This window comes from Saccharopolyspora sp. MMCC62 (genome assembly GCF_057736575.1).
The window spans coordinates 370,739-396,087 of record NZ_JBYKCM010000004.1 but is presented as its reverse complement, the minus strand read 5'-3'; the positions used below and the strand labels follow the sequence as shown (position 1 = coordinate 396,087).

Sequence of the window (25,349 nt, the reverse complement as noted above, 5' to 3'; positions counted from 1 at the left end):
GGAGTGGTCGAGCGGGCCGTGGACCTCGCGGGAAGAGCCGTCAGCCGCCGGTACTACCGGACTGCTGTTGCGCCTGCGGATTCGGCGGCGGCCGGTTGACGCCGCCCGGCGGGACCGGGACGGAGTCGTACACGTAGCTGGCCTGCGCCGGGTCGAGCAGATCGCCCTTCGGCAGCGAGCGCAGGATCCCGGACGGCCCGGCTTCCAGCAGGCTCGGGTTGTTCACCACGCCGAGTCCCTGCGCGGTCTTCCCGTCCTTGATCCCGTAGATCACGCCCTGGTCGGTCACCAGGTAGATCGGGGCCGAGCCGGCACCGGCCTCGTTGGACGCGCCCCGCACCACGGACGCCTTCCCGGCGGGCATGTAGAAGTAGTCCACCTTCGGGCCGGTCCCGTCGAACTGGGCCAGCTTCACCGGGGCGGTCTTCGTGGGGGCGTCCTTGCCGACCGTGACCGTGACGTGGTGCTCGCCGCCGATGTTGTGCCAGCTCAGGCAGGACGTGGGCGCTGTCTGGAAGGACAGCGGCTTGGGCACGTCCGTCGGGAACGCGGCCATGTCGATCTTCTCGTTCTTCGCGTCCGGCGCCGTCGTGATGGTGCCGCTGGAGTCCGGGATCTCCCGGCTCTTGCTCTTGCTGGCGTGCAGCACGGCCGCGGCGCCGTAGCTGATCTCCTGCTTGCCCTCGGGGAGCAGCGCGTAGTACTGGTTCTCCTCCGGCGCGCCGGGCACGCTCCGCTTCACCACGTCACCCGATTCGTACGGGTTCAACATGTAGGTGACCTGACCGCTCGGCAGGTCCGGGATGCGCAGTGGCGGCGCGTCCGGCACCGAGTTCAGCATGTTGGTGGTGATGGTGCGCGGAACCACTCCGTTGAGGCCGTAGAGGTCCATCACGGCCTGCTCGGAGCGGTCCACCTGGGCCTTGACGACCTTGGTGTGCGGACGGTCCTCCAGCTCGACCCGGTAGATCAGGTACTCCTGCCCGGAGCTCTGGTCCTGCACGAACAGCGATTCGTCGGGCTTGAGCTCGACGCCGTGGTCCGCGTCGCCGCCGATGACCGTGGTCTCCACCTTCGTCGCGCGCTGCGTCCGGTCCTCGCTGCCGAGGTTGTCCCGGACCTGCCCGACGTCGCAGATCGCCCACGCGGGTTCGGCGACGTCGTTCGCCGCGGGCAAGTAGTTGGGGGCGTTGACCATTCCGGTGCGCGGGCCGCGCGGGAACTCCGCCAGCGCCGACTCCTTCACCGTGGTCGCCTGCACCGGCTGGCCGCCCTGGCCTTGGGACTGCGCCATCACCAGCAGCTTCGCCGACGCCATGTTCAGCATCGGGATCAGCCGCTTCTGGGCGGCTTCGTCGGCGGTGACGACGTACACGCTGCCGCTGTCCTTGCCGATGACGATGGACCCCGGCTCGGGGATCGACCCCTTCCCGCCGAACAAGCCCCAGACGAGGAACCCGATCAGACCGATGCAGGCGAGGATGGCACCCGCGATGGTGGCGCGCTTGTGCGAGCCCATCGGGTCGTGCAGCATCACCGCGTCTTTGCGCACCAACGCCGATTCCATCCGGCGAAGGACGAACTGGTACGCCTGAACCTGTGACTTCGTTGTGGGTGTTGATGCCATTCTTCGCCTACAGCTCTCCCGTCCGAGGTACGGTTCCGCAGGATAGCCGGAGAGGGGCGCCGCACGGGTCCGGTTCGACGGAACCCTTCCGCAAACTCTTGGAACGGCTGCCGAACGACCTGGTTGGCGCGCTCGGGCGCGCACTACCTGCGAGGGGAAGAGACCGAACGGATGTCCGTCAGTACGCAACATCCGGCCCAGCCGAACGCCTCCGGTACCGGCGGTGCTCGCACGCGCATCCGAGCGCGGCGTCGCACGGTCGGTGCCAGCCTCGGGGCGATGCCGGTGGCCAACATCGTCGTCATCGAGGTCGGTCTGGCACTCGGCCTGATCCTCCTGCTGCTCAACGAGATGCTGTGGCCGGTGTCCGCGGGCGTCGTCGCGCTCGCGCTGATCATCGCGCTGCTGCGCAGGCGCGGCCGCTGGTTCACCCAGTGGTTCGGGCTCGTCCTGGAATACCGGACGCGCAGCCACATCCGCCGTTCCGTCCCGCCGTCCGAGGACGTCAGCGAGTTCGTCGAGGACCGCAACGGTGACGGCATCATCGGGCCGGACGAGAACCACCGGGTGGCGCTGCTGCGCATCCTGGTGGAGGACCTCGTCGTCGCCCGCGGCCAGGACCACGACCGCAACCCCGTCGGATTGTCCTGGCACAACGGCAAGTGGACCGCGGTGCTCATGGTGGACCCGACGCCGCCGCTGATCAGCAACCCGGACAAGGCGACGAACCTGCCGCTGGGCGTGCTGACGCCGTGCCTGGAGGACCGCGGCGTGGTGCTCGACGCGATCCAGGTGATCTGGCACTGCTACCCGGGAAGTGCCGCGCTGCTGCCGGATTCGCCCGCGCTGAACTCGTACCTGGAGCTGCTCGGCACCTCCTCGGCCGCCGCCCGCCGCACCACCTGGGTGGCGGTGCGGCTGGACCCGCAGACCTGCGCGAAGGCCGTCGGCGAGCGCGGCGGCGGGGTCGTCGGCGCGCACCGGGCGCTGATCGGCGCGCTGTCCCGGGTGCGCAACGCCCTGGCCAGCCAAGGGATTTCGGCGCGACCGCTGGACCCGGACGAGCTGTTGCAGGCCGGCATCTCCTCCGCCGAGCTCCAGGACGCGCTGGGTTCGCAGCGGCCCATCGGGCTGCGGGAGCGGTGGAGCGGCGTCATCGCCGACAACTACCGGCACGCCAGCTACGCCATCACCGGCTGGCCGAACCGGATGACCGACAGCATCAACGCGCTCACCAACGTCCGCGGCCGGTCCATCAGCATCGCGCTGTCCATCGCACCGTCCGGTGAGGACGGCGAGGTGGGGCTGCGCGGCCTGGTGCGGATCAGCGGACGCACCCCGGAGGCGCTGAACTCCGCGGACCACCAGCTGCGCAACATCAGCAACAAGCTCAACCTGACGCTCACCCCGCTGCGCGGGATGCAGCTGGCGGGGCTGACCGGGACGCTGCCCCTGGGAGGTGCGGCATGAGCCGGACGCGAACCCTCGACACCCCGGGCAACAGCACCGGCACCGCCCCGGAATTCCTGGTGCGGCCGGAAATGCTGGACCTGGTGAGCCCGCCCGGCGACCGCGGCGGCATGATCATCGGCGCCGGGCCGAACGGGGAGCCGCTGACCGCGTCGATCCTGCGGCCCGAACCGACCCGCATGGTCACCGTCGGCGGCCTGTACCTGGCCCGGCAGATCGCGCTGCGCGCCATGGCGGCAGGCGCCTGGGTGCACATCGTCACCGGCCGGCCCGGTGCGTGGCGGGTGCTGGAGCGGGCCGCGGGCCTCACTCCCGACGGCAAGCCGGTTCCGGTGGTGAACCTGCGCAAGCTGGCCCCCTACGACGTTCCCCGGGTGACCGAGGAATCGCCGCTGCTGCTGATCCACGACGGTGGCGCGGTGCCGCAGGAGATGTTCCCGCCGCGCGTTCCGTGGCAGACCACCATGTACGTGCTGCCCTACCTGCACCCGCAGGCGGGCAGCGGTGCGGCCACCAACACCGCCGACCTGATCCTGCTGCAGCGGCTGCCGCTGCAGCAGGCCCAGCTGGCGGCGCGGTTCTGGTACTTCGGGCAGCCGCAGGTCCAGCACCTCACGCAGCTCAAGGACGACGGGGTGATCGCCCTGGGCGACAACCTGTGGGAACCGATCACGCTGGTCACCGGCGCCAAGGAACGGGAGATCCTCGGCCCCATCCGCCGCGGCGACTGACGGGATCGCTCTCTTCGGACTTGCGAGGAGCTCGGGTGGCGGAACCTCAGCGGTGCCCTCGCTGCGGGATCGATTTCAGAACGGCCCGCGCCCCTTCATCGGGGTGCGGGCCGTTCCGCGTTGCGAAGCGTCACTGCCTGTCTATGAACCTGCCCGGCGGGTCTTGTCTTGTCGGTCTCCTGTCAGCGGCGAAGCCGCTGAGCCGACGACCACCCAAGACACCGGCACCGCCGCGGGTTCTCAGCGGCTTCCTCGCGAGGACAGCGATGTCGCCGTGTGTTGGACATACATCAGAAATCGATCCCGCAGCGAGGAAGCCGCTGAGGTTCCGCCACCCGGGCACTACGCAACAGAAGTAGCAGAAGTAGCGGAACAGTCAGTCAGCTCTTGATCTCGCCGTAGCGGGCGAGGGCCTCCTGCCGTTCGACGCCGTGCTCGACGATCGGCGGCGGGTAGCCGTTCGGCGGGCCGTCCGGCAGGGTCCACGGCCGGTGGGTGCTCTTCGCGTCGAGGCCGCGCAACTCGGGGACGTACCTGCGGACGTAGGCCCCGTCGGGGTCGAACCGGGAGCTCTGGGTGATCGGGTTGAAGATCCGGAAGTAGGGCGCCGCGTCGGTGCCGGACCCCGCGGCCCACTGCCAGCCGTGCTGGTTCGAGGCGAGGTCGCCGTCGACCAGGTGCCGCATGAAGTGCCGGGCGCCCCACCACCACGGCAGGTGCAGGTCCTTCACCAGGAAGCTCGCCACCACCATCCGCACCCGGTTGTGCATCCAGCCCTCGGCGAGCAGCTGCCGCATCCCCGCGTCCACGAGCGGGAACCCGGTGCGGCCCGCGCACCACTCGCCGAACCGGTCCCAGGCGTCCGCGTCGGTGTCCAGCCGGATCCGGTCGAAGCGGGTGTCGAAGTTGTGCCGCGCGCTGGCAGGCCGGTGCCACAGCACGTCCGCGTAGAACTCGCGGAACGCCAGCTCGTTCCGGTAGCTGCTCGCGCCGTCCCCGGACAGCCCGTCCAGGTCGGCGAGCAGGGTGCGCGGGTGCACGCAGCCCCACTTCAGGTAGGGCGACATCCGGCTGGTGCCCGCCCGGTCCGGCCGGTTCCGGTCCTGCTCGTAGTCGGTGAGCGTCGCGTCGCGGAAGTCGTCCCAGCGCTCCAGCCCGGCCCGCTCCCCCGCCGGTGGCAGCTCGACGCCGCCCAGGTCCTCGTCCGCCGGGATGCCCGCGGCGCGCACCTTCCGCGGCAGCATCCAGTCCGCGGTGGCGGCGCCGGTGTCCGCGGGGGCGGGCGCGCCGTGCTCGTCCCAGGCGCGCCGGAAGGGGGTGAACACCTGGTAGGCGGTGCCGTCCCGCTTGGTGATCCGGCCCGGGGTGACCGCGTACGGCGACCCGGTGGCGACCCACTCGACCCGCTCGCCGAGCGCCTCCCGGACCCGCTCGTCCCGCTCCCGCCCGTAGGGGCCGGTGTCGGCGGAGACGTGCACCGAGCCGGCGCCGACCTCGGCGACGAGCTCCGGCAGCACCCGCGCCGGATCGCCGCGCAGCACCAGCAGCCTGCCGCCGAGGCTCGCGTCGAGTTCCCGCAGGCAGCGGTACAGGAAGGTGCGCCGGGGCGCGCCCGCGGGCGCCAGCAGCGATTCGTCCAGCACGAACACGCCGATCACCCGACGGCCGTCGCGCGCGGCGGCGGCCAGCGCCGGGTGGTCGCGGACCCGCAGGTCGCGCCGGAACCACAGGAGGGCAGGTGCGCTCATGCCCGGCGACCCTACGCACCGCGCGCGCGGGAGGCCGGGCACCGGTCCGGCGCGGCCCCCGTCGAGGGAACCGGCACGAGCCGGAGCCGCACCGCCCGCCGAATCCCGGCACGAGCCGAACCCGGAGCCGGTCTCCGCGCAGCCCGCCGAATCCCGAGCCGCCACCGCACTCCCCGAAGGAACCCGGCACCGCGCTCACCCGGAAACCCGCCCGCTCCGGTGCCCCGCCGGCGACGAACCCCGGACACGAGTCGGCCCCGGGGCCGGCGAGGAGCCGGACACCGGGGCCTGGGCGGGACGACGGGCCGATACCCGCCGCGGCCGGAGCCGCTAGGTCGATTCAGCGTTCGATTCAGTTCCGCCGCGGACGGGTCCCGTCGAGCCCGCACAGCTCATCGGGTGCCTGCGGCGGTGCGGGCTCAGCGCTCGCCGATGCTCCGGTAGGAGCGCTCCGCCGCACCGGTGTACACCTGGCGCGGACGGCTGATCTTGCGGGCCGGGTCCTCCAGCATCTCCCGCCAGTGCGCGATCCAGCCGGGAAGGCGGCCGAGCGCGAACAGGACGGTGAAGTACTTCGTCGGGAAGCCCATCGCCTTGTAGATCAGGCCGGTGTAGAAGTCGACGTTCGGGTAGAGCTTGCGCTCGACGAAGTAGTCGTCGGCCAGCGCCTTCTCCTCCAGCTTGAGCGCGATCTCCAGCAGCGGGTCGTTCGCGCCGAGCTTGCCGAGCACCTCATCGGCGGTCTTCTTGATGATCGCCGCGCGCGGGTCGTAGTTCTTGTAGACCCGGTGCCCGAAGCCCATCAGCTTGACGCCGGGCTCCTTGTTCTTGACCCGGTTGACGAACGAGTCGACGTCGTCGCCGTTGGCGTGGATGCCCTCCAGCATCTCCAGCACCGCGCTGTTCGCGCCGCCGTGCAGCGGGCCGAACAGGGCGTTGATGCCCGCGGAGATCGAGGCGAACAGGTTCGCCTCGGAGGAGCCCACCATGCGCACCGTGGACGTGGAGCAGTTCTGCTCGTGGTCGGCGTGCAGGATGAACAGCAGGTCGAGGGCGCGGGTCAGCGCCGGGTCGACCTCGTAGGGCTCGGCGGGGAACCCGAAGGTCATCCGCAGGAAGTTCTCCACCAGGCCCAGCGAGTTGTCCGGGTACAGGAACGGCTGCCCGACGGACTTCTTGTAGGCGTAGGCCGCGATCGTGGGCAGCTTCGCCAGCAGGCGCACCGTGGACAGCTCGACCTGGTTCTGGTCGAACGGGTCCAGGCTGTCCTGGTAGAAGGTCGACAGGGCGGAGACCGCCGACGACAGCACCGGCATCGGGTGCGCGTCGCGGGGGAAGCCGTCGAAGAACTGCTTGAGGTCCTCGTGCAGCAGGGTGTGCCGCTGGATCCGGTCGGCGAAGTCGTCGTACTGCGCCTGGGTGGGCAGCTCGCCGTAGATCAGCAGGTAGCTGACCTCGATGAAGTTGGACTTGGCGGCCAGCTCCTCGATGGGGTAGCCGCGGTAGCGCAGGATGCCCGCGTCACCGTCGATGTAGGTGATGTCGGACTTGCAGGCGGCGGTGTTGACGAAACCCGGGTCCAGCGTCACCAAACCGGTCTGGGCCAGCAGCTTCCCGAGATCAACACCGGCGGAACCCTCGGTGGGCTCCGTCACCTGCATTTCGTGCTCGCCGCCGTCGTAGCGCAGCGCGACGGTACGTTTGGCGGTCGCGTCGTCGGGCATTCGGGAACCTCTCGCGCTCGTGAAGGGGCGGCGCTTCCGCCGACGACGGCGCACTTCCCGTGGTGTTCGGGCGGCGAGGTCGGTCGCGCGCGTGCGCCGGTCGGGGTTTCCGGACCGCCGCAGCACCACCCCGTTGGGGTCCTGTCAGGTGCCACGCTAGACCGCTCCAGGCCCCTCGCGCAGCAATCGTGTTAGCCCTTTTGGGCAGGTGGGACCACGATCACATCGTCGATCAGGCCGGACGCCACGTGCCCGGCGCCCGGTTGCCGCAACCGATCGCGGCGCGTTCCCGGACCGGAGCCGCGCCGGCCCGGGAACGTCCGGAATGCCCGGACCGGCGCGGATGCTCCCGGAAGCCGGGCCGGTCAGCCGAGTTCGGCGGTGGTGGGCGGCTCGGCGCCGGGCCGGGACACCGTGATGGCGGCGGCCGCGGCCGCGAAGCCGAGGGCCTCGCGCCACTGGTCGTGGGTCAGCGCGCGCACCGCCGCCGGGGACAGCGCATCGTTGCGGTGCAGCCAGGCCAGCAGCGCCCCGTGCACCGTGTCGCCCGCGCCGATGGTGTCGGCGACCTGCGCGCGCACCCCCGGCACCTCGACGAGTTCGCCGTCGCCGACCAGCGCGGCCAGCCCGTCGGCGCCGCGGGTGAGCACCAGGCCCGCCGGGCCCGCCTGCTGCCAGCGGCGCAGCGCGACGTCCACGTCCTCGTCCCCGGCCAGCCACTCGGCATCCTCCACCGACAGCTTCAGCAGGTGCACCGAGGGCAGCCAGGACTCGAACCGCGCGCGGTAGGCCGCCGGGTCGGCGATCAGGTCGGCGCGGATGTTCGGGTCCAGCGCGACGAACCGGCCGCGCTCGGCCTCGCGGAACAGCACCGCCTCGTACGCGGTGGCCCCGGGTTCGAGCACCATGCCGAGGGTGCCGAAGGAGACGGCGGTGACCTCGTCCGGCAGCGGGCCGGGGTCGGCGACGAAGCGCGCGGCGGTGCCTTCGGTGTGGAAGCTGTAGCGGGCCGACCCGTCCTCGGCGAGGCCGACCACGGCCAGCGTCGTCGGCTGCGGGGCGCGGCCCACCAGGCCGGTGTCCACCCCGGATTCGACGAGGCGTGCCAGCAGCTTGTCGCCGAACTGGTCGGTCGAGAGCGTGGCGTGGAAACCGGCGGGCACGTCCAACCGGCCCAGCGCGATCGCCACGTTGTACGGGCCGCCGCCGAGGCGGGGGTGCAGCGGGCCGAGTTCGCCCCCTGGCGTGGCGGAGTCCGGGACGAGGTCGACGAGGGCCTCTCCACCGATGACGATCACGATTCCTCCGTGCTGGTGCTCGACGTGCTGACTTGCTCGGCCCCGCGCCTGGTCCGGCGTGCGGTTCGGGGCCGGGTGCCGCGCCGGACGGCTATGGCCGGGCGGTCTGGGGGCGGGCACCAGTGTGCTCCGCCGGGAGTGGGGCGATCCGCGAACCTTCCGCGGGCGGGTCGAACAGGCCGCCGAGCAGGAACTGGGACAGCTCGGCGAAGGCCTCCGCGTCCGACAGCCCGGTGCGCTCGGCGATCTCGCCGCGCTGGATGGCGCCGATGGTGCCGCTGACCACCTCGGCGACGAACGCGGCGTGCACCTCGCGGAACACGCCTTCGCGGACGCCGTCGCGGATGTAGCCGCGCATGTTCTCGGCGGCGGCGCGGGCGTTGGCCTGGTAGGTGGCGCGGGTGGCCGGGTTGGCGGCCAGGTCGGCCATGAACCGCCGGGAGGCGGGGCGCAGTCCGGCCGCGGCGGCGTCGAGGTAGGTGCGCATCCGGGCGCGCACGTCGTCGACCTCGGCGACGGCGCGCTCCACGTCGGCGGTGGCGTTCTTGAAGAAGCGGGCGACGACGGCGACCGCGAGCTGCTCCTTGCTGCCGGCGAGCGTGTAGAGCGTCGACTTCGAGCAGTGCAGCCGGGCGGCGAGCTCGTCGAGGGTGAAGTGGGCGAACCCCTCCGCGAGGAACAGCGCGCACAACCGGTCGAGCAGGTCGGCGCGGCGCTGCTCCGGCGATCCCGCGCTCCGGCGGCGGACCGGCGACGCGTTCGCCTCGTCGGCGTCCGGGTCGGGAGGAGTCATGCCGGTGAGACTGCCACAGCTCGGGATCGGCCGAGGTCGGCGGGCCTGGCGCGCGGAACACCGCGTCAGTACTCTGATGAGTCCTCCAGTACTCATTTCAGTACTGACGTGTTCCGCTCGGAAATCCCGGTCCGCCCACCACAGCACGCAGGAGCACCACCACATGGCCGTCGACCGACTGCTGCCCAGCCAGGAAGCCAGCGACCTGCTCGCGCTGACCGCGGAGATCGCCCGCGACGAACTCGCCCCCGCCGCCGCGGAAGCCGAGGAGCAGCAGCTCTTCCCCCGCAAGGCCTTCCGGCTGCTCGGCTCCGCCGGCCTGCTCGGACTGCCGTACCCGGTGGAGCACGGTGGCGGCGGCCAGCCCTACGAGGTCTACCTGCAGGTGCTCGAAGAGCTCAGCAGCGCGTGGATGACCGTCGGCGTCGGCCTCTCGGTGCACACCATGTCCTGCTACCCGCTCGCCCGGTACGGCACCGACGAGCAGCGCGACCGGTGGCTGCCGGACCTGATCGGCGGCGAGCTGCTCGGCGGCTACGCGCTGTCCGAAGCGCACGCCGGGTCGGACGCCGCCGCGCTGCGCACCCGCGCCGAACGGGACGGCGACGAGTACCGGGTCACCGGTACCAAGTCGTGGATCACGCACGGCGGGACCGCCGACTTCTACGCGCTGATGGCCCGCACCTCCGACGACGGGCCGCGCGGCATCAGCTGCCTGCTGGTGGACGGCGCGACGCCGGGGCTGTCGGCGGCACCGCCCGAACGCAAGATGGGCCTCACCGGCTCCCCCACCACCGAACTGCGCTTCGAGGACGCGCGGGTGCCCGCGGACCGGCTGCTCGGCGGCGAAGGGCACGGGCTGGCCATCGCGCTCAACGCGCTCGACTCCGGGCGGCTCGGCATCGCCGCCTGCGCCGTCGGCCTCGCGCAGGCCGCGCTGGACCTGGCCGTCGACTACGCCAAGGGCCGCGAGCAGTTCGGGCGGCCGATCATCCGGTTCCAGGGCGTCGAGTTCCTGCTCGCCGACATGGCCGCCGCGGTGCAGTCCGCCCGCGCCGCCTACCTGGACGGGGCGCGGCGCCGCGACGCGGGCAAGCCGTTCGGGACGCAGGCCTCGGTGGCGAAGCTGGTCGCCACCGACGCCGCGATGAAGGTGACCACGGACGCCGTGCAGGTCCTCGGCGGCGCCGGCTACACCCGCGACTTCCCCGCCGAGCGGTACTTCCGGGAAGCGAAGGTGCTGCAGATCTTCGAAGGCACCAACCAGATCCAGCGCATGGTCATCGCCCGCAACCTGGCCAAGGGCTGACCGCCCGGCCCGTTCGAGGGGAGCGCGGCGGGCGCCCGATCAGAACGGGCGGAGACCCCACTGGGCGATCCAGTCCTCCCCCGGCGGGAGGGTGATCAGGTCGGTGCCGGAGTTCAGGGCGTCCGGCGGGCAGGTCATCGGCTCGATGGCGACGGCCCGGCCGCGACCGGGGAACTCGTCGTTGGTGTACACCTGCACCCACGCGAACACCGGATCGGCCCACAGCTCCACGCCGTGCCCGGCCGGGTCGGTCAGCGAGTGCCGGACCAGCGAATCCCCCGGCTCGGGAGCGGCACCGCCGAACGCGGTGTCCAGCAGCACCCCGGCGAGGCGGCGGCCGCGGCGGAAGTCCTGCTCGTCGCCCTCCAGCGCGCGCGGCGGCCGCACCGGCAGCAGCCGTTCCGGGTCGACCGGCAGCACCGAGGACGCCGCGAGCCGCAGCGTGCAGTCGTCGGTCTCGGCGAGCCCGGCGCGCGGGTACGGGTGCACGCCCACGCCGAACGGCACGGCGCGCTTGCCGAGGTTCTCCACGGTGTGCGTGACGGTCAGCCCGGTCGCGTCCAGCGAGTAGCCGATGGAGGTGAGCAGCGGCACCGGCCAGCCCGGCTGCACCGGCACCATCGCGTGCAGCACGATCGTCGACTCGGCGTGCTCGACCACGGTCCACGGGGTGTGCCGGAGCAGGCCGTGGATCGCGTTGTGCCGGTCCGGTTCGGTGAGCGCCAGCTGCTGCGGCTCCCGCTCCAGGGTCCAGCGGCCGTCGGCGACCCGGTTCGGCCACGGCACCAGCACCGCGCCGGCGCCGCCCGGTGGCCGCTGGTCGGCGTCGTAGGTCTCGGAGTACGCGATCCCGTCCACTTCGAACAGGCGCAGCGCCGCACCGACCTCGGTGACGACGGCGCGCGCACTGCCGCTGACGATCTCGAACTGCCTGCCGGTGGCGGCGACCAGATCATTCACACCGCCACTCTAGAGCGTGCCCGGCGACCCCGGTGCGGACGCGGAAGAACCCCGCCCCCACGGGTGCTTCCGCACCGCGGGGACGGGGTTCCGGTCCGGCGACTACTTGGCGAGCTTGTCCGGGTCGAAGTCGACGCGGCCGGCGATCACCCGGTTCACGCCCCAGAACACGACGCCGATGAGCAGCAGGCCCGCGGCGACCAGGTACTCGGCGACGGGACGGCCCGACAGCGGGCTCGCGAAGAACAGGCACAGCACCGCGCCCAGCACGGGCACCCAGGTGGGGGCCTTGAAGTGCTTGTGCTCCACCACGTCCTTGCGCAGCACCAGCACCGCGATGTTGACGATGGCGAACACGACCAGCAGCAGCAGCGATGTGGTGCTGCCCAGGTCCTCGATGTCCAGCAGGCTCACCAGCACCACGGCCAGCACGCTGGTGAACAGGATCGCGACCCACGGGGTCTGCCGGGAGCGGTGCACGCGGCCGAACACGGACGGGATGATCCGCTCGTTCGACATGCCGTACACGAGGCGGCTGGCCATCAGCATGTTGATCAGCGCGGTGTTGGTGACCGCGAACAGCGCGATGATGGAGAACAGGACCGGCGGGAACCACGGTGCGGCGGCCTTGACGACCAGCAGCAGCGGCGCGTCGGTGGCGGCCAGCTCATCGGTCGGCACCAGCGTCGAGGTGATCACCGCGATGATCAGGTAGATGCCCGCGGTGATGGACAGGCCCAGCAGCAGCGCGCGCGGGAACACCTTCGCCGGGTTCCGGGTCTCCTCGGCCATGTTCACCGAGTCCTCGAAGCCGACCATCGCGAAGAACGCCAGCGCGGTCGCCGAGGTGACCGCGAGCAGCGGGCTGGACTCCGGGTTGAACTGGAGCAGCCGGCTCGGGTCCGGCGCCACCGCCGGGTCCTTGCTGCCGCTGATCAGGGCGGCGACGCCGAACAGGATGACGATGAGCAGCCCGCCGAGCTCCACGCAGGTCAGCACCACGTTCATCTTCACGGACTCGCCCACGCCCCGGAAGTTGATCAGGGCGAGCAGCACCAGGAACGCCAGCGCCACCACGATGGCGACCGGCCCCACACCGGGGAAGATCTCCTCCAGGTAGTTGCCGCTGAACGCCTGCGCGGCCGAGGCCGCCGAGGTGATGCCGGAGCACATCACGGCGAACGCGATGATGAAGGTGATGAAGTGGATGCCGAACGCGCGGTGCACGTACAGCGGCGCGCCACCGGCCTTCGGGTACTTGCCCACCAGTTCCAGGTAGCTGCATGCGGTGAGGAACGCGACCACGAACGCGACCACGAACGGGATCCACAACGCGCCGCCGACCTTGCCCGCGACCTTGCCGGTGAGGGAGTACACCGTGGTCCCGAGGATGTCGCCGACTACGAAGAACAAGAGCAGTTTCGGCCCCATGACCTTCTTGAGGCCGGGCTGCGCACCGTCGGGCGCGTCGTCGTTCGTGGTCGTGTCGTTGGCCATGGCAGGAAAGTGTGCAGGGTGGTTTTACGTGATCTTGGGGCACCCCTGGTAGAGCGGTTGCGGAGGCGTCGGCGCCAGGCGCGCGGAGCGCACCCGGGACCGATCGGGAACCGCTCGTCGGCCCAACCGCGTTGAGCTGAACGGCAGCTCCCGGGCACGCTCGGTCGACCGCCGGTGCCGGATCGTCACCGGCTCCCGCACTCCCGCGGGGGCACTGATCCGTTCCAGTGAAGTCCGCGCGCGGTGCTCACTCGGACGGCGCGCGGTAGCGCCAGAACGACGGCGTGAGCGCCGCGGCGGCCAGCGCGAACACGACCACCAGCACGCCGCCGATCGCGATCGCGGGCTGCGCGCCGATCGCCGCGCCGCCCGAGCCGTGCAGCACGTCGGCGAGCCGCGGGCCGCCCGCGACGACGACGGTGAACACGCCCTGGATGCGGCCGCGCATCTCGTCGGTCGCCGCCGCCTGCAGCATCGAGCTGCGGTAGACCATGCTCACCAGGTCGGCGCCGCCGCCGATCGCGAGGAACACCACGCCCAGCCACAGCGAGTCGGACAGCCCGAACCCGGCGATCGCCACGCCCCACACGACGACGCCGATGGTGACGCCGACGCCGTGGCGCAGGATCCGGTGCAGCCACCCGGACAGCACGCCGAACACGAACGCGCCCAGCGGGATCGCCGCGTACAGCCAGCCCAGCGCGGCGCCGCCACCCGCCGGGTCGCCGTAGACGCGCTCGGCGAGCTCCGGGAACAGCGCCCGCGGCATGCCGAACACCATCGCGATGATGTCCATCAGGAACGAGGTCAGCAGCACCGGGTGCGTGCCCAGGTAGCGGAAGCCGTCGATCACCGAACGCAGCCCGGCCTTCGTCGGCGCCCCCGCCAGCGGCGGCAGCGCGGGCAACCGGAACACGGCCCAGACCGCGGTGGACAGCGCCACCGCGTCCACCAGGTACAGCACCGACAGGCCCAGCACCGGCAGCAGCACCCCGGCCAGCAGCGGCCCGAGGACCGCGCCGAGCTGGAACACGGTGGACCCCAGCGCCTGCGCCGAGGGCAGCAGCGGCGCCGGGATGAGCCGCGCGATGGCGGCGCTGCGGGCGGGCATGTTCACCGCGAAGCAGGTCTGCTGCAGCGCGAACAGCACCAGCACCAGCCACACCGAGCCGATGCCCGCCGCGGCCACCAGCCACAGCAGCACCGAGGTGACGGCGAGCCCGGTGTTGGTGACCAGCAGCAGCTTCCGCCGGTCCACGGTGTCGGCGACCGCACCGCCCCAGAGCCCGAACACCAGCAGCGGCACCAGTCCGAAGATCCCGGCGAGCCCGACGTACGCGGAACTCCCGGTGAGGTCGTAGAGCTGCTTGGGCACGGCGACGGCGCTGAACTGGGCACCGACCGCGGTGACGATGCTGGAGATCCACAGCCGCCGGTAGGCGGGGTAGCCGAGCGGCCGGGTGTCGAGCACGACCTTGCCGAGCAGCGACCGCCAGGATCGCCGGGTTCGCTCCCGCTCCGCGCGGCCGCTCTGCTGGTCCACGAGGAGCCAGCCTAGCCATGAGCCTGGCTAAGGAACCCGGGTCGTGTGACGCAGCCGACCGGGCACGGCGGCGATCACGTGCGGGAACGTCCCCTTCGACCGGTTCCGGTCCGAGAACGCCCCGCTTGCGCCCCGGGCTCGCCCCGCTTCCGGCCCGAGAACGACCGGCCCCACCCCCGCGAACGACGGCGGAGGCGGCGCGGGAACTCCGCACCGCCTCCGCCGAACCAGGAGTCGTCCGGTCCGCCGCGGACCGGCGGGGATCAGGGCGCCAGCCGCTCCACGGACCAGCCGTCGCCGCGCCGGAACCGCAGCCGGTCGTGCAGCCGGTCCGGGCGGCCCTGCCAGAACTCGACGGACTCCGGCACGATCCGCCAGCCGCCCCAGTGCGGCGGTACCGGCACCTTCTCGTTGTCGCCGAAGCGGCGTTCGATGCCGTTGAGCGCGGACTGCAGCGCCTCCCGGCCGGTGACCACCCGGGACTGCGGGGAGGCCCAGGCGCCGAGCTGCGAGCCGCGCGGGCGCACCGCCCAGTAGTCGGCGGTCTCCTCGGCGCGCACCTTCTCGACGGTGCCGCGCACGTTGACCTGCCGCTGCAGCGCCAGCCACGGGAACGTCGCCGCGGCCACCCGGGTCGCGGTGAGGTCGTGGCTCTTCGCGGAGGTGTAGTTGGTGAAGAACACGAGGCCGCGCTCGTCGAACCCCTTGCACAGCACGGTCCGCGAGGACGGGTACCCGTCGGCGTCCGCGGTCGCCAGCACCATCGCGTTCGGTTCCTGCACCTCCGCCCGGACGGCCTCGTCGAACCAGATCCGGAGCTGTTCGTGCCAGGTCTCGGCGAGCACCGCCTCGTGCAGCGAACCCGCCTCGTAGGACACCCGCATGGACGACAAAGTGCCGGTGCTCACGGTGCTTTCGGACATCCGTTCCCTTCCTCCCTGACCCGACTGGTGCTGCTGTTCATCGACGGCGCCGGAGGAGGCGAGCCCGCCCGGTCGACGCGGTCGCCGCGGACTGCGCCACGGCACCGCTACGACGGTAAACGGAGTGGGAACCCGGGCCGAACCAACGGGGACGCCACGATCGATTCCGCAAACGATGCAGTGACCGCGGGCACACTCGAATGGCCGCGGAGACCCGGCCGGTTCGTCCGGTTCGGCCGACGGCCGCCGTCGGCGGGTCGCCGTGCGGAGGGGCCGTCAACGCTTCCGAGTGGCCGGCTGGTGCTTCCGGGTGGTGTTGCGGTGCCGCTCCGCGGCCACGGGGTGCGGCGCGCGAACCAGGTGCGCACCGGCCGGTCGCGCACCGGTCCGGCAGGCCACCCCAGGTGCCCGCCGCACGGGAATTGCTCCCGGCAGGCACCGGATTCCCCGGAGCGTCGCGGGAATCGGGCCCGTTCGGCCGTGTGATCTTCGCCATCGCGGCGTCCCGAACCGATTGCCCGCGGCCGCGGCGCGGGTGCACTGTTACCCGCGCAGCACAGGCGGCGACCGATCGCACTCGTGCTCATGCACCCCGCCACGTCCGCCGCACGCCCCCGGGCGCGCGGCAACCGGAACGACTCAACGAGGAGACGAGGCAACCATGGGCACCAGCACCGACGGCACCGAATTCCGCCCCGGCCTGGAGGGCGTGGTCGCCTTCCAGACCGAGATCGCCGAACCGGACCGGGACGGCGGCGCGCTGCGCTACCGCGGCGTGGACATCGAGGACCTCGCGGGCAAGGTCTCGTTCGGCGACGTGTGGCAGCTGCTGGTCGACGGCGCCTTCGGCCGCGGCCTGCCCGACGCGGGCGCGGCACCGCTGCCGGTGCGCACCGGCGACGTCCGCACCGACGCGCAGGCCGCGATCGCGATGCTCGCCCCCGCGCACGGCTTCGAACCGCTGCTGGACATCACCGCGGACGCCGCGCGCGACCAGCTCGCGCTGGCGACCGTGCTCGGGCTGTCCTACGTGGCCCAGTCGGCGCGCGGCACCGAACTGCCCGCGGTCCCCGCCGAGCGGATCGCGGAGGCCACCACGCTCACCGAGGCGTTCCTGACCCGCTGGCGCGGCGAACCGGACCCGGCGCACGTGCAGGCGCTGGACGCCTACTGGGTGTCGGCCGCCGAGCACGGCCTGAACGCCTCCACCTTCACCGCCCGCGTCATCGCCTCCACCGGCGCCGACGTGGCCGCGAGCCTGTCCGGCGCGGTCGGCGCCATGTCCGGTCCGCTGCACGGCGGGGCGCCCGCCCGGGTGCTGCCGATGCTGGCCGAGGCCGAGCGCACCGGCGACGCCCGCCGCGTCGTCGAGTCCATCTTGGACGGCGGGGACCGGCTGATGGGCTTCGGCCACCGCGTGTACCGCGCGGAGGACCCGCGGGCGCGGGTGCTGCGCAGCACCTGCGAGCAGCTCGGCGCGCCGCGCTTCGAGGCCGCCGCCGAGCTGGAGCGGGCCGCGCTGTCGGTGCTGCGGGAGCGCCGCCCGGACCGGCAGATCGAGACGAACGTGGAGTTCTGGGCCGCGGTCATCCTGGACTTCGCCGAGGTCCCGACCTCGATGATGCCCGCGATGTTCACCTGCGCCCGCACCGCGGGATGGTCGGCGCACGTGCTGGAGCAGAAGCGCACCGGCCGACTGGTGCGCCCGTCCGCGCAGTACGTCGGCCCGGACCCGCGCTCCCCGCAGCAGGTCGAGGGCTGGGACTCCGTCTCGGCGCTGCCGGTCGCCGCGGTCTGAGCCGGGGCCCGCGCGGCGCCGCCCGCGCGGGCCACCCCGCGTGACCGGAAACCGCACCCGCGATCACGCAACGTGTCCGCCTCGGTAAGGTGGCGCGGGCGGGGCGGGAACGGCGGCGCACTCCCGGGCGGCGACGCTCCGCGACCGGGAGAGCACGGCAGGCCACCTCGTCGACTCCCGGCGAAACACCTGGTCACAGGCACTGATTTCGATCACAGCGCGGTCCGGTTGCTGGCCAAAGAGCCGCCCGCGCAGTAAGTTGCCCCACGGCTCCGGCAACCGCGGCGCGCCGGGATTTCACCGTTCCGACCCGTAGCCGCACCACGCACCGAGCCCGGACCCGGCAACGGCGCCGGTCCACCCGAGGCGACCCGGGGTCCGCCGAACCCCGTCGTCCACCCGCGGGCCCGCCCGGCCTGGGCGCGGCAGCCGCGGGGCAAGCCGATTCGACAACTCCCGGAGGCGCCGGAATGACGCAGGCCGAAACCGACCCGACCACCTTGAAGCTGCCCGCCGAGCTCCTGCCGTCCGACGGCCGCTTCGGCTGCGGCCCGTCCAAGGTCCGCCCGGAGCAGCTGGCGCGGCTGGCCTCCGAAGGCGCCGCGGTGATGGGCACCTCGCACCGGCAGAAGCCGGTGAAGTCCCTGGTCGGCCGGGTCCGCGAAGGCCTGGGCCAGCTGTTCTCGCTGCCCGAGGGCTACGAGGTCGTGCTGGGCGTCGGCGGCACCACCGCGTTCTGGGACGCCGCGACGTTCGGCCTGGTGCGGGAGAAGTCGCTGCACCTGACCTACGGCGAGTTCTCGCAGAAGTTCGCGAAGGCCGCCAAGGCCGCCCCGTTCCTCGGCGACCCGGTCGTGGTCTCCGCCGAGCCGGGCGACGCCCCCGAGCCGGTGTCGGACCCGAGCGTCGACCTGATCGGCTGGGCGCACAACGAGACCTCCACCGGCGTGATGCTGCCCCCGACCCGCCCGGCGGGCTCGGAGCAGGCGCTGATCGCGGTGGATGCGACCTCCGGTGCGGGCGGGCTGCCGTTCGACGCGTCCGACGTGGACGTCTACTACTTCGCGCCGCAGAAGTCCTTCGCCTCCGACGGCGGGCTGTGGCTGGCCGCGATGAGCCCGGCCGCGATCGAGCGGATCGGCGAGATCGGCGCCTCGGGCCGCTGGGTCCCGGAGTTCCTGTCGCTGCCGACGGCGCTGGACAACTCCCGCAAGGACCAGACCTACAACACGCCCGCGGTGGCGACGCTGTTCCTGCTGGCCGACCAGATCGACTGGATGAACGGCAACGGCGGGCTGGACTGGTGCTCGGCGCGGACCCGCGAGTCCTCGCAGCGGCTGTACCAGTGGGCGGAGGCCTCGAGCTTCGCGACGCCGTTCGTGCAGGACCCGGCGAAGCGCTCGCAGGTCGTGGTCACGCTGGACTTCGACGACTCGATCGACGCGGCCGCGATCGCCAAGGCGCTGCGCGCGAACGGCGTCGTGGACACCGAGCCGTACCGGAAGCTGGGCCGCAACCAGCTGCGCGTCGGTACGTTCCCGGCGGTCGAGCCGGATGACGTCACCAAGCTCACCGGGTCCATCGACTGGGTGGTCTCGCAGCTGTCCTGAGCGCGGCGCCCCCGTCCGCCCTGGTCGCCACCGCACCATGGCGACCGGCACATCCGTGTCACCCGAACTGGCTCTTGATCACTTGCTGTGATCGGACTTGCGGCGGATTTCGCCAAGTGTTCGCATGTCGACCGCTGTTCAGGCAAGATCGGGTAGGGAGAGGATGGTCACGAAGCGACACCGAACCCGGCGTGCCTCCCCCGTCAAGGGGGCACGCCGGGTTACGGTCACAGCTTGGTGACAACGACCGGGGAGGCTGGCGTATGCGCGCGCTGCGGGTTGTCGGGCTTGATGAGGACGGTGAGACCGTCATCTGCGAGGACCCGGAGAACGGCGACCGCTTTTCCGTGCCCGCCGACGAGCGGCTGCGGGCGGCAGCCCGTGGCGACCTGACCCGGCTCGGCCAGGTGCAGATCGAGATGGAGGCGCAGATGCGCCCCCGCGAGATCCAGGCCCGGGTCCGCGGCGGTGCCTCGGTCCAGGACGTCGCCGCCGCAGCAGGCATCCCCGAGCAGCGGGTGGAGCGCTACGCCTACCCGGTCCTGCTGGAACGCGCGCAGATCGCCGAGCGCTCGCAGCGCGCCCACCCCGTCCGCGAGGACGGTCCGGACGTGCAGACCCTCGGCGAGGTCATCGCGCACACCTTCGGGATGCGCGGCCACGACTTCACCGACGCCGAATGGGACGCGTGGCGCGGCGAGGACGGCAAGTGGGTCGTCCGGCTGCAGTGGCAGGCCGGGCGCTCCGAGAACCGGGCGCACTGGGTGTTCCACCCGGGCGCGCACGGCGGCACCGTCGCCCCGCTCGACGACCACGCGGTCGACCTGCTGGACCCGTCGCCGAACCGGCCGCTGCGGACCGTGCGCCCGGTGACCGCGCTGGCCAGGGAAGCGCTGGAGCTGGACGAGTCCGAGGAGACCCCGGTCGAAGCGGAAGCGGAGGACACCGCGCCGCCGCCCGCGCCGCCGAAGCCGTCCACCCCGGCGATCCCCGCGCTGGACCTGGACACCACCCCGTCGGCACCGGCCGAACCGGAGCCGTCCGCGCCGCTGGCCGAGCAGGCGGGCGAGGACGACCTGGAAGCGGTGGAGGACGACGCGGCCCGCAAGACCGAACCGGCCCGCCGCCGCAAGAACCACCCGATGGTCCCGTCCTGGGAGGACGTCCTGCTGGGAGTCCGCTCGCACCGCTGACCACCGAAACGCCTCCGACGGCCCCTCCGGCACGACGCCCGAGGGGCCGTCGCACGTCCGGGCGAGGTCAGCCGAGCAGGGACAGCAGGAGCGACAGCCAGGCGAGGACCACGCCGGCCGCCGCGCCGAACGCGACCCAGCGCCACACCGGCAACCGGCGCCCGATCCAGATCGACGGCGCGAACCCGCCGACCACCACCACGTTCACCAGCACCGCCAGCAGCAGGTTCACCTCGCCGAGCCCGCGGCTCACCACCACCAGCGAGACGGTGACGAGCGCGGCGATGACGACGGCGATGGCGCTGCCGGTGGCCCACGGCGTGGGTTCCGGCACCGCGGGGGCGGCGCGGCGCACCCGGTTCATCCGGCCGCGCGCCGGGTCCCAGTAGCCGACGTCGCCACCGGTCTCGGCGGCCAGCCGCGCGGCGAGCTGGCGGCCGCGGCGGGCCATCAGGGTCGCCGAGCTCTCCCCCGCGATGTCCTGGTCCGGCGCCACCGCCTCCACCACGTGCGCCCACTCGTGCAGGTCCTCGACGAGTTCGGGGGGCAGCGCGAGCTGGGCGGGGTCGTATTCGCGGATCGGCCGTTCCCCGACGCGCTCCGGCCGGTCGACGAGGACGGCGCGTCCTCGCCGCACCCGCAGTTCCCACCTGGGGCGCTGGGCGGTCCCGATCATCTCGCCCCGCTCATCGCGTGGAACGCGATCGCCGCCGCGGTGGCGACGTTGAGCGAGTCCACGTCGGGGTTCATCGGGATCCGCACCGGCACGTCGGTCGCGGCGATGGTGTCCTCGGCCAGGCCCGGGCCTTCGGAGCCGAGCAGCACGGCGACCTTGCCCTCGTCGAGGCCGGCCGCGGCCAGCGGAGTCGCGGTGGCGCGCGGGGTCAACGCCGCGGTCCGGAAGCCGTGCTCCCCGAGCAGCGCCAGCCCGCCGGGCCAGTCGTCGAAGGTCGCGAACGGCACCCGCAGCACGTGCCCCATCGAGACCCGAATGCTCCGCCGGTACAGCGGGTCGGAGCAGCCCGCCCCCAGCAGGACGCCGTCGATGCCGAGCGCGGCGGCGTTGCGGAACAGCGCGCCCAGGTTCTCGTGGTCGCCGACGCCTTCCAGCACGGCGAGTCGCCGGGAGCGGGCGATGAGGTCGTCGGCGGTGACGGCGGGCGCGCGGTCGGCGACGGCGAGCACGCCCCGGTTGAGGTGGAAGCCGACGACGGCGCTCATCACGTCCGGCTCCACCGCGTACGCGGGCACGTCCACCCCGGCGAGCTGCTCGTCGAGCGCGTCGATGCGGCGGCGGGCGCCCAGCAGCGCGCGCACCGGGTACGGGGAGGCCAGCAACCGCTCGACGACGACCACGCCTTCGGCGATGACGAGACCGCGCCCCCCTGGCCGGTCCGGGCGGCGGTCGGCGGTGGCGAGGTCCCGGAAGTCGTCGACGCGCGGGTCGTCGACGTCGGTCACCTGGTGCACGCGTGCCACGGGACGCATCTTCGCATTCGGCGTTGCTCCGATCGGCAGCATGTCAAGATCTCGCCGCACGATGACCCAGGTCACAGCCGCAGGCGTGCACCGCGGGCATAACGGGTACTTCCGCATTGTTAGTTGTAGAGAGCAAGCTGTTGTCGTCTCCCACCACGATCCGGACCCGCACCACGATCCGGACCGGCCGCCACGATCCGGACCTGGCCGGGCCACCGGATGCGGGAGCCGCGGCGCCGGGACCCGGATCCCCGGCACCCGCACGACGACGACCGCACCTGGGGTTCACCGGCCACCCGCACCGACAACCGCCGCCGCGCGCACGCGGCGGCGGCCAGCGATGAGGAGAAGCATGTCCACCGCCGAGGAGGCCACGATCGACGGCGCGCAGCGCCGGTTGGGGAGCAAGACCAAGTTCGCACTGATCCTCGGTGGGCTGACGGCCTTCGGGCCGCTGTCCATCGACATGTACCTGCCCGCGCTGCCGCAGCTGACCACGGAGCTGGGGGCTTCGGAGTCGCAGGCGCAGCTGACGCTGACCGCGGTGCTGCTGGGGTTGGCGCTGGGCCAGCTGATCGCGGGGCCGATCAGCGATTCGGTCGGCAGGCGGCGTCCGCTGCTGATCGGGCTCGCCGTCTACATCGTCGCGTCCGTGCTGTGCGCGCTGTCCGGCTCGATCTACGCGCTGGCCGCGCTGCGCGCGCTGCAGGGCGCGGGGGCCGCGGCGGGCATGGTCATCGCGCGGGCCGCGGTCCGCGACCTGTACTCCGGGGTGGAGGCCGCGCGGTTCTTCTCCTCGCTGATGCTGGTGACCGGGCTGGCGCCGATCCTGGCGCCGGTGATCGGCGGCCAGGTGCTCGCGCACACCACGTGGCGCGGGGTGTTCGCGGTGCTGACCGCGTTCGGCACGGTGCTGCTGCTGGTGGCCGCGTTCCTGCTGCCGGAGACGAAGCCGCAGCAGTGGCGGCAGCCCGCGCGGCTGGGCAGCACCTTCCGCACCTTCGGTTCGCTGCTGTCGACGCCGTCGTTCCTGGGCAACGCGCTGACCGGCGGGCTGGGCATGGCGGCGATGTTCGCCTACATCTCCGGGTCGTCGTTCGTGCTGCAGAACATCTACGGGATGTCGCCGCAGACCTACAGCTTCGCGTTCGGGGCGAACGCGATCGGGCTGGTGCTGGCCGGGCAGATCAACGCGCGGCTGGTGGGCCGGGTGGCCACCGAGGCGCAGTTGCTGGTGGGCGCGCTGCTGACCTCGTCGGTGGCGGGCGCGGTGCTGCTGGCGTCGGCGGTGCTGGACCTGCCGCTGCCGTTCCTGCTGGGTGCGCTGTTCGTGATGGTCTCGGCGCTGGGCTTCGTCATGCCGAACACGACGATGCTGGCGCTGGCGGACAACCGCGAGGTGTCCGGGAGCGCGTCGGCGCTGCTGGGCGTCTGCCAGTTCATCGTGGGCGCGCTGGCCGCGCCGCTGGTCGGGCTGGGCGGTACCGGCTCGGCGGTGCCGATGGCGACGGTGATGTTCGGCGTGGTGGTCGCCTCCGCGGTGATGTTCCTGTCGCTGGGGCGGCGTGGCGCGGCGCGCAGCGAGGTGGTCGCCAGCTCCGCCGAGCGGCCCGCGGAGGACCCGGCGGAGAGCCCCGCGGAGAGCCGCTCGGAGCGCTGATCTCCCCACCGGGCGGCGCGGCGCGGAACCGGCACCGCGCCGCCCGGTCTCGTCCCGCCCGGACTTCCGCGCGGCGCAACGGGATTCCCGGCTGCCGCGCGTAGTCGGCCCCGCCCGGCGGCCCCCGCGAACCTCACCGCATCGGCGCAGGGCGCAACGCAGCGTGCGGGCCGGCCCGCACACCGACGGTGATCACCTCGGCGCCCGCCGCGGGCCCGATCAACCAGGGCACCGCCGGTCCGGCCCCGTTCGAACCGGCCCGGAACGGGTCGCGAAAGTCGCTTTTCCCGCTGGTCACAAGAGGTATTCGGGTGTTCGATCGAACACCGTTTTGGACGCTGGTCCACCGGGTACCGATGTGTCACCGTTGGTGTCCACCTAAGCCGGCGTGCTGGCCGACGAGCGGGGAGACGGCATGGGAAAGCACGTGACCAGTCGGGCTTTCACTCCTGTGGACCGGCAGCGCTATCGGGACAAGATGCAACGCGGGCTCGACGCGCTGGCCCGGATGCTCGCCGAGGGCAACTTCTCCTTCCCGCACCAGCAGATGGGGCTGGAGATGGAGCTGAGCCTCGTCGACGAGCGGATGGACCCGTCGATGTCGAACTCGGTGGTCCTGGAGAAGATCAACGACCCGTCGTTCACCACCGAGCTGGGCCAGCACAACATCGAGCTCAACGTGCTGCCCCGCGCCCTGGCCGGGGACGGCGCGCTGGAGCTGGAGCACGAGCTGCGCAAGGCGTTGCGCCGCGCGGACGGCAAGGCGCAGGACGCGAACGCGAAGCTGGTGCTGATCGGCACGCTGCCCACGTTGCAGCGCGGCCACTTCGACCCGGGCTGGCTCTCGCACGACGCGCGCTACTCGCTGCTGAACGAGCAGATCTTCACCGCCAAGGGCGAGGAGATGCTGCTGGACATGGAGGGTGCGCCGCTCGGCGACGGCGGGCCGGAGCAGCTGCGCTGCTACGCGGATTCGATCGTGCCGGAATCGGCGTGCACTTCGGTGCAGCTGCACCTGCAGGTGGCGCCGGAGGACTTCGCCGCGCACTGGAACGCGGCGCAGTGCCTGGCCGGGGTGCAGCTGGCGATCGGCGCGAACTCGCCGTTCCTGCTCGGCAAGGCGCTCTGGCACGAGACGCGGGTGCCGCTGTTCCAGCAGGCCACCGACACCCGGCCGCAGGAGCTGAAGAACCAGGGCGTGCGGCCGCGGGTGTGGTTCGGCGAGCGGTGGATCACCTCGATCTTCGACCTGTTCGAGGAGAACGTGCGCTACTTCCCCGCCCTGCTGCCGGAACCGGAGGAGGAGGACCCGGTGGCCGCGCTGCAGGCCGGCCGCGCGCCGACCTTGGCGGAGCTGCGGCTGCACAACGGCACCATCTGGCGCTGGAACCGGCCGGTGTACGACCTGGTCGACGGAGTGCCGCACCTGCGGGTGGAGAACCGGGTGCTGCCCGCCGGGCCGAGCGTGCCGGACGTGGTGGCGAACGCCGCGTTCTTCTACGGGGTGCAGCGGGCGCTGACCGAGCAGGACCGGCCGGTGTGGACGCAGATGTCGTTCGCGGCGGCGGAGGAGAACTTCTACACCGGCGCCCGGCACGGGATGGACGCGCACCTGTACTGGCCGGGCGCGGGCTGGATCACCCCGGACGAACTGGTGCTGCGCCGGTTGCTGCCGATGGCGCACGAGGGCCTGCGGTTGTGCGGGGTGTCGGACGCGGCGCGGGAGCACACCCTGGGCGTGATCGAGTCCCGCTGCCTGCGCAAGCAGACCGGTTCCTCGTGGCAGCGGGACGTGGTGGCGCGGCTGGAGCAGCGCGGTCACGACCGGTCGGAGGCGCTGGCGGCGATGCTGCACCGCTACGTGGAGCTGACCGATTCGGGCGAGCCGGTGCACGCCTGGCCGCTGGAGTGAGCCGCGCGCGGTCCCGGTGACTGAGATCAACCCGGGCCGGACTGCAGCCGTCCAGCTGTTGCCACTAGATTGCA

General features: G+C 72.4%; 19 protein-coding genes. 8 read left to right on the top strand and 11 right to left on the bottom strand.

All coding sequences use genetic code 11. The annotated features are described in order from the left end of the window. Positions 1-40: 40 nt before the first annotated feature. The gene (gene eccB / locus AC29IT_RS12255) at positions 41-1,627 is read right to left on the bottom strand and encodes a type VII secretion protein EccB (RefSeq protein ID WP_488218761.1); all 1,587 of its coding nucleotides are present in this window, start codon (positions 1,625-1,627) and stop codon (positions 41-43) included. 279 nt (positions 1,628-1,906) lie between these two features. Here eccB and eccE point away from each other — a divergent pair, with 279 nt between their 5' ends. Together eccE and AC29IT_RS12245 are read left to right on the top strand one after the other, a co-directional pair. Further along, the gene (gene eccE / locus AC29IT_RS12250; protein ID WP_358434065.1) at positions 1,907-3,097 is read left to right on the top strand and encodes a type VII secretion protein EccE; all 1,191 of its coding nucleotides are present in this window, start codon (positions 1,907-1,909) and stop codon (positions 3,095-3,097) included. Beyond that, complete coding sequence (locus AC29IT_RS12245; RefSeq protein WP_358434063.1) at positions 3,094-3,828, top strand: hypothetical protein; 735 nt, start codon at positions 3,094-3,096, stop codon at positions 3,826-3,828. Before eccE ends, AC29IT_RS12245 begins: the two co-directional genes overlap by 4 nt. Before the next feature lie 380 nt (positions 3,829-4,208). Here the strand turns inward: AC29IT_RS12245 and AC29IT_RS12240 are convergent, their stop codons facing one another. From AC29IT_RS12240 to AC29IT_RS12225, 4 genes are all read right to left on the bottom strand, one after another. Then, positions 4,209-5,576, bottom strand: coding sequence for a cryptochrome/photolyase family protein (locus tag AC29IT_RS12240; protein WP_488218760.1), 1,368 nt, complete (start codon positions 5,574-5,576; stop codon positions 4,209-4,211). Between the two features lie 419 nt (positions 5,577-5,995). After that, positions 5,996-7,300 carry a citrate synthase gene (locus AC29IT_RS12235; protein ID WP_358434057.1) on the bottom strand — a complete coding sequence of 435 codons (1,305 nt, stop codon included), beginning with the start codon at positions 7,298-7,300 and terminating at the stop codon, positions 5,996-5,998. A 365-nt stretch (positions 7,301-7,665) separates the two neighbouring features. Beyond that, entirely contained in the window at positions 7,666-8,598 is a 933-nt protein-coding gene (locus AC29IT_RS12230) for a carbohydrate kinase family protein (RefSeq protein WP_358434054.1), read from the bottom strand. A gap of 91 nt (positions 8,599-8,689) precedes the next feature. Continuing rightward, the gene (locus AC29IT_RS12225; RefSeq protein WP_488218759.1) at positions 8,690-9,391 is read right to left on the bottom strand and encodes a TetR/AcrR family transcriptional regulator; all 702 of its coding nucleotides are present in this window, start codon (positions 9,389-9,391) and stop codon (positions 8,690-8,692) included. Positions 9,392-9,554: 163 nt separating this feature from the next. Between AC29IT_RS12225 and AC29IT_RS12220 the strand changes: the two genes are divergently transcribed. Further along, the gene (locus tag AC29IT_RS12220; protein ID WP_488218758.1) at positions 9,555-10,700 is read left to right on the top strand and encodes an acyl-CoA dehydrogenase family protein; all 1,146 of its coding nucleotides are present in this window, start codon (positions 9,555-9,557) and stop codon (positions 10,698-10,700) included. Positions 10,701-10,739: 39 nt separating this feature from the next. Here AC29IT_RS12220 and AC29IT_RS12215 read toward each other — a convergent pair whose 3' ends face one another. From AC29IT_RS12215 to pdxH, 4 genes are all read right to left on the bottom strand, one after another. Continuing rightward, positions 10,740-11,660 (bottom strand): aldose 1-epimerase family protein, encoded by a 921-nt coding sequence (locus tag AC29IT_RS12215; RefSeq protein ID WP_225044309.1) that lies wholly within the window; start codon positions 11,658-11,660, stop codon positions 10,740-10,742. 102 nt (positions 11,661-11,762) lie between these two features. After that, complete coding sequence (locus tag AC29IT_RS12210) at positions 11,763-13,157, bottom strand: APC family permease (protein WP_358434045.1); 1,395 nt, start codon at positions 13,155-13,157, stop codon at positions 11,763-11,765. 247 nt (positions 13,158-13,404) lie between these two features. Beyond that, positions 13,405-14,700 (bottom strand): MFS transporter, encoded by a 1,296-nt coding sequence (locus tag AC29IT_RS12205; RefSeq protein ID WP_358434043.1) that lies wholly within the window; start codon positions 14,698-14,700, stop codon positions 13,405-13,407. Positions 14,701-14,963: 263 nt separating this feature from the next. Next, positions 14,964-15,623 (bottom strand): pyridoxamine 5'-phosphate oxidase, encoded by a 660-nt coding sequence (gene pdxH, locus AC29IT_RS12200; RefSeq protein ID WP_358434040.1) that lies wholly within the window; start codon positions 15,621-15,623, stop codon positions 14,964-14,966. A gap of 661 nt (positions 15,624-16,284) precedes the next feature. On the opposite strand from pdxH, the gene AC29IT_RS12195 reads away from it, so the two are divergent. From AC29IT_RS12195 to sepH, 3 genes are all read left to right on the top strand, one after another. Continuing rightward, positions 16,285-17,421, top strand: coding sequence for a citrate synthase 2 (locus tag AC29IT_RS12195; protein WP_358434037.1), 1,137 nt, complete (start codon positions 16,285-16,287; stop codon positions 17,419-17,421). 470 nt (positions 17,422-17,891) lie between these two features. After that, complete coding sequence (gene serC, locus AC29IT_RS12190) at positions 17,892-19,031, top strand: phosphoserine transaminase (protein ID WP_358434034.1); 1,140 nt, start codon at positions 17,892-17,894, stop codon at positions 19,029-19,031. Between the two features lie 263 nt (positions 19,032-19,294). Then, positions 19,295-20,224 carry a septation protein SepH gene (gene sepH / locus AC29IT_RS12185; RefSeq protein ID WP_358434031.1) on the top strand — a complete coding sequence of 310 codons (930 nt, stop codon included), beginning with the start codon at positions 19,295-19,297 and terminating at the stop codon, positions 20,222-20,224. Between the two features lie 67 nt (positions 20,225-20,291). Here sepH and AC29IT_RS12180 read toward each other — a convergent pair whose 3' ends face one another. Together AC29IT_RS12180 and AC29IT_RS12175 are read right to left on the bottom strand one after the other, a co-directional pair. Further along, positions 20,292-20,900 (bottom strand): DUF2537 domain-containing protein, encoded by a 609-nt coding sequence (locus AC29IT_RS12180; protein WP_488218757.1) that lies wholly within the window; start codon positions 20,898-20,900, stop codon positions 20,292-20,294. Further along, on the bottom strand, positions 20,897-21,712 hold the full coding sequence (locus tag AC29IT_RS12175) for a TrmH family RNA methyltransferase (protein WP_488218756.1): 816 nt from the start codon (positions 21,710-21,712) through the stop codon (positions 20,897-20,899). The genes AC29IT_RS12180 and AC29IT_RS12175 overlap by 4 nt, the downstream gene beginning before the upstream one ends. 343 nt (positions 21,713-22,055) lie before the next feature. On the opposite strand from AC29IT_RS12175, the gene AC29IT_RS12170 reads away from it, so the two are divergent. After that, positions 22,056-23,363: a multidrug effflux MFS transporter gene (locus tag AC29IT_RS12170; RefSeq protein WP_488218755.1), complete on the top strand. Its 1,308-nt coding sequence runs from the start codon at positions 22,056-22,058 to the stop codon at positions 23,361-23,363. Positions 23,364-23,778: 415 nt separating this feature from the next. Next, positions 23,779-25,275 (top strand): glutamate-cysteine ligase family protein, encoded by a 1,497-nt coding sequence (locus AC29IT_RS12165; RefSeq protein ID WP_358434020.1) that lies wholly within the window; start codon positions 23,779-23,781, stop codon positions 25,273-25,275. Positions 25,276-25,349 lie beyond the last annotated feature (74 nt).

Excerpts from the sequence above, each read along its gene's own strand:
- eccB (WP_488218761.1), bottom strand. The coding sequence starts at position 1,627 with ATGGCATCAACACCCACAACGAAGTCACAGGTTCAGGCGTACCAGTTC.
- eccE (WP_358434065.1), top strand. The coding sequence starts at position 1,907 with ATGCCGGTGGCCAACATCGTCGTCATCGAGGTCGGTCTGGCACTCGGC.
- AC29IT_RS12245 (WP_358434063.1), top strand. The coding sequence starts at position 3,094 with ATGAGCCGGACGCGAACCCTCGACACCCCGGGCAACAGCACCGGCACC.
- AC29IT_RS12240 (WP_488218760.1), bottom strand. The coding sequence starts at position 5,576 with ATGAGCGCACCTGCCCTCCTGTGGTTCCGGCGCGACCTGCGGGTCCGC.
- AC29IT_RS12235 (WP_358434057.1), bottom strand. The coding sequence starts at position 7,300 with ATGCCCGACGACGCGACCGCCAAACGTACCGTCGCGCTGCGCTACGAC.
- AC29IT_RS12225 (WP_488218759.1), bottom strand. The coding sequence starts at position 9,391 with ATGACTCCTCCCGACCCGGACGCCGACGAGGCGAACGCGTCGCCGGTC.
- AC29IT_RS12220 (WP_488218758.1), top strand. The coding sequence starts at position 9,555 with ATGGCCGTCGACCGACTGCTGCCCAGCCAGGAAGCCAGCGACCTGCTC.
- AC29IT_RS12210 (WP_358434045.1), bottom strand. The coding sequence starts at position 13,157 with ATGGCCAACGACACGACCACGAACGACGACGCGCCCGACGGTGCGCAG.
- pdxH (WP_358434040.1), bottom strand. The coding sequence starts at position 15,623 with ATGTCCGAAAGCACCGTGAGCACCGGCACTTTGTCGTCCATGCGGGTG.
- AC29IT_RS12195 (WP_358434037.1), top strand. The coding sequence starts at position 16,285 with ATGGGCACCAGCACCGACGGCACCGAATTCCGCCCCGGCCTGGAGGGC.
- serC (WP_358434034.1), top strand. The coding sequence starts at position 17,892 with ATGACGCAGGCCGAAACCGACCCGACCACCTTGAAGCTGCCCGCCGAG.
- sepH (WP_358434031.1), top strand. The coding sequence starts at position 19,295 with ATGCGCGCGCTGCGGGTTGTCGGGCTTGATGAGGACGGTGAGACCGTC.
- AC29IT_RS12180 (WP_488218757.1), bottom strand. The coding sequence starts at position 20,900 with ATGATCGGGACCGCCCAGCGCCCCAGGTGGGAACTGCGGGTGCGGCGA.
- AC29IT_RS12175 (WP_488218756.1), bottom strand. The coding sequence starts at position 21,712 with ATGCGTCCCGTGGCACGCGTGCACCAGGTGACCGACGTCGACGACCCG.
- AC29IT_RS12170 (WP_488218755.1), top strand. The coding sequence starts at position 22,056 with ATGTCCACCGCCGAGGAGGCCACGATCGACGGCGCGCAGCGCCGGTTG.
- AC29IT_RS12165 (WP_358434020.1), top strand. The coding sequence starts at position 23,779 with ATGGGAAAGCACGTGACCAGTCGGGCTTTCACTCCTGTGGACCGGCAG.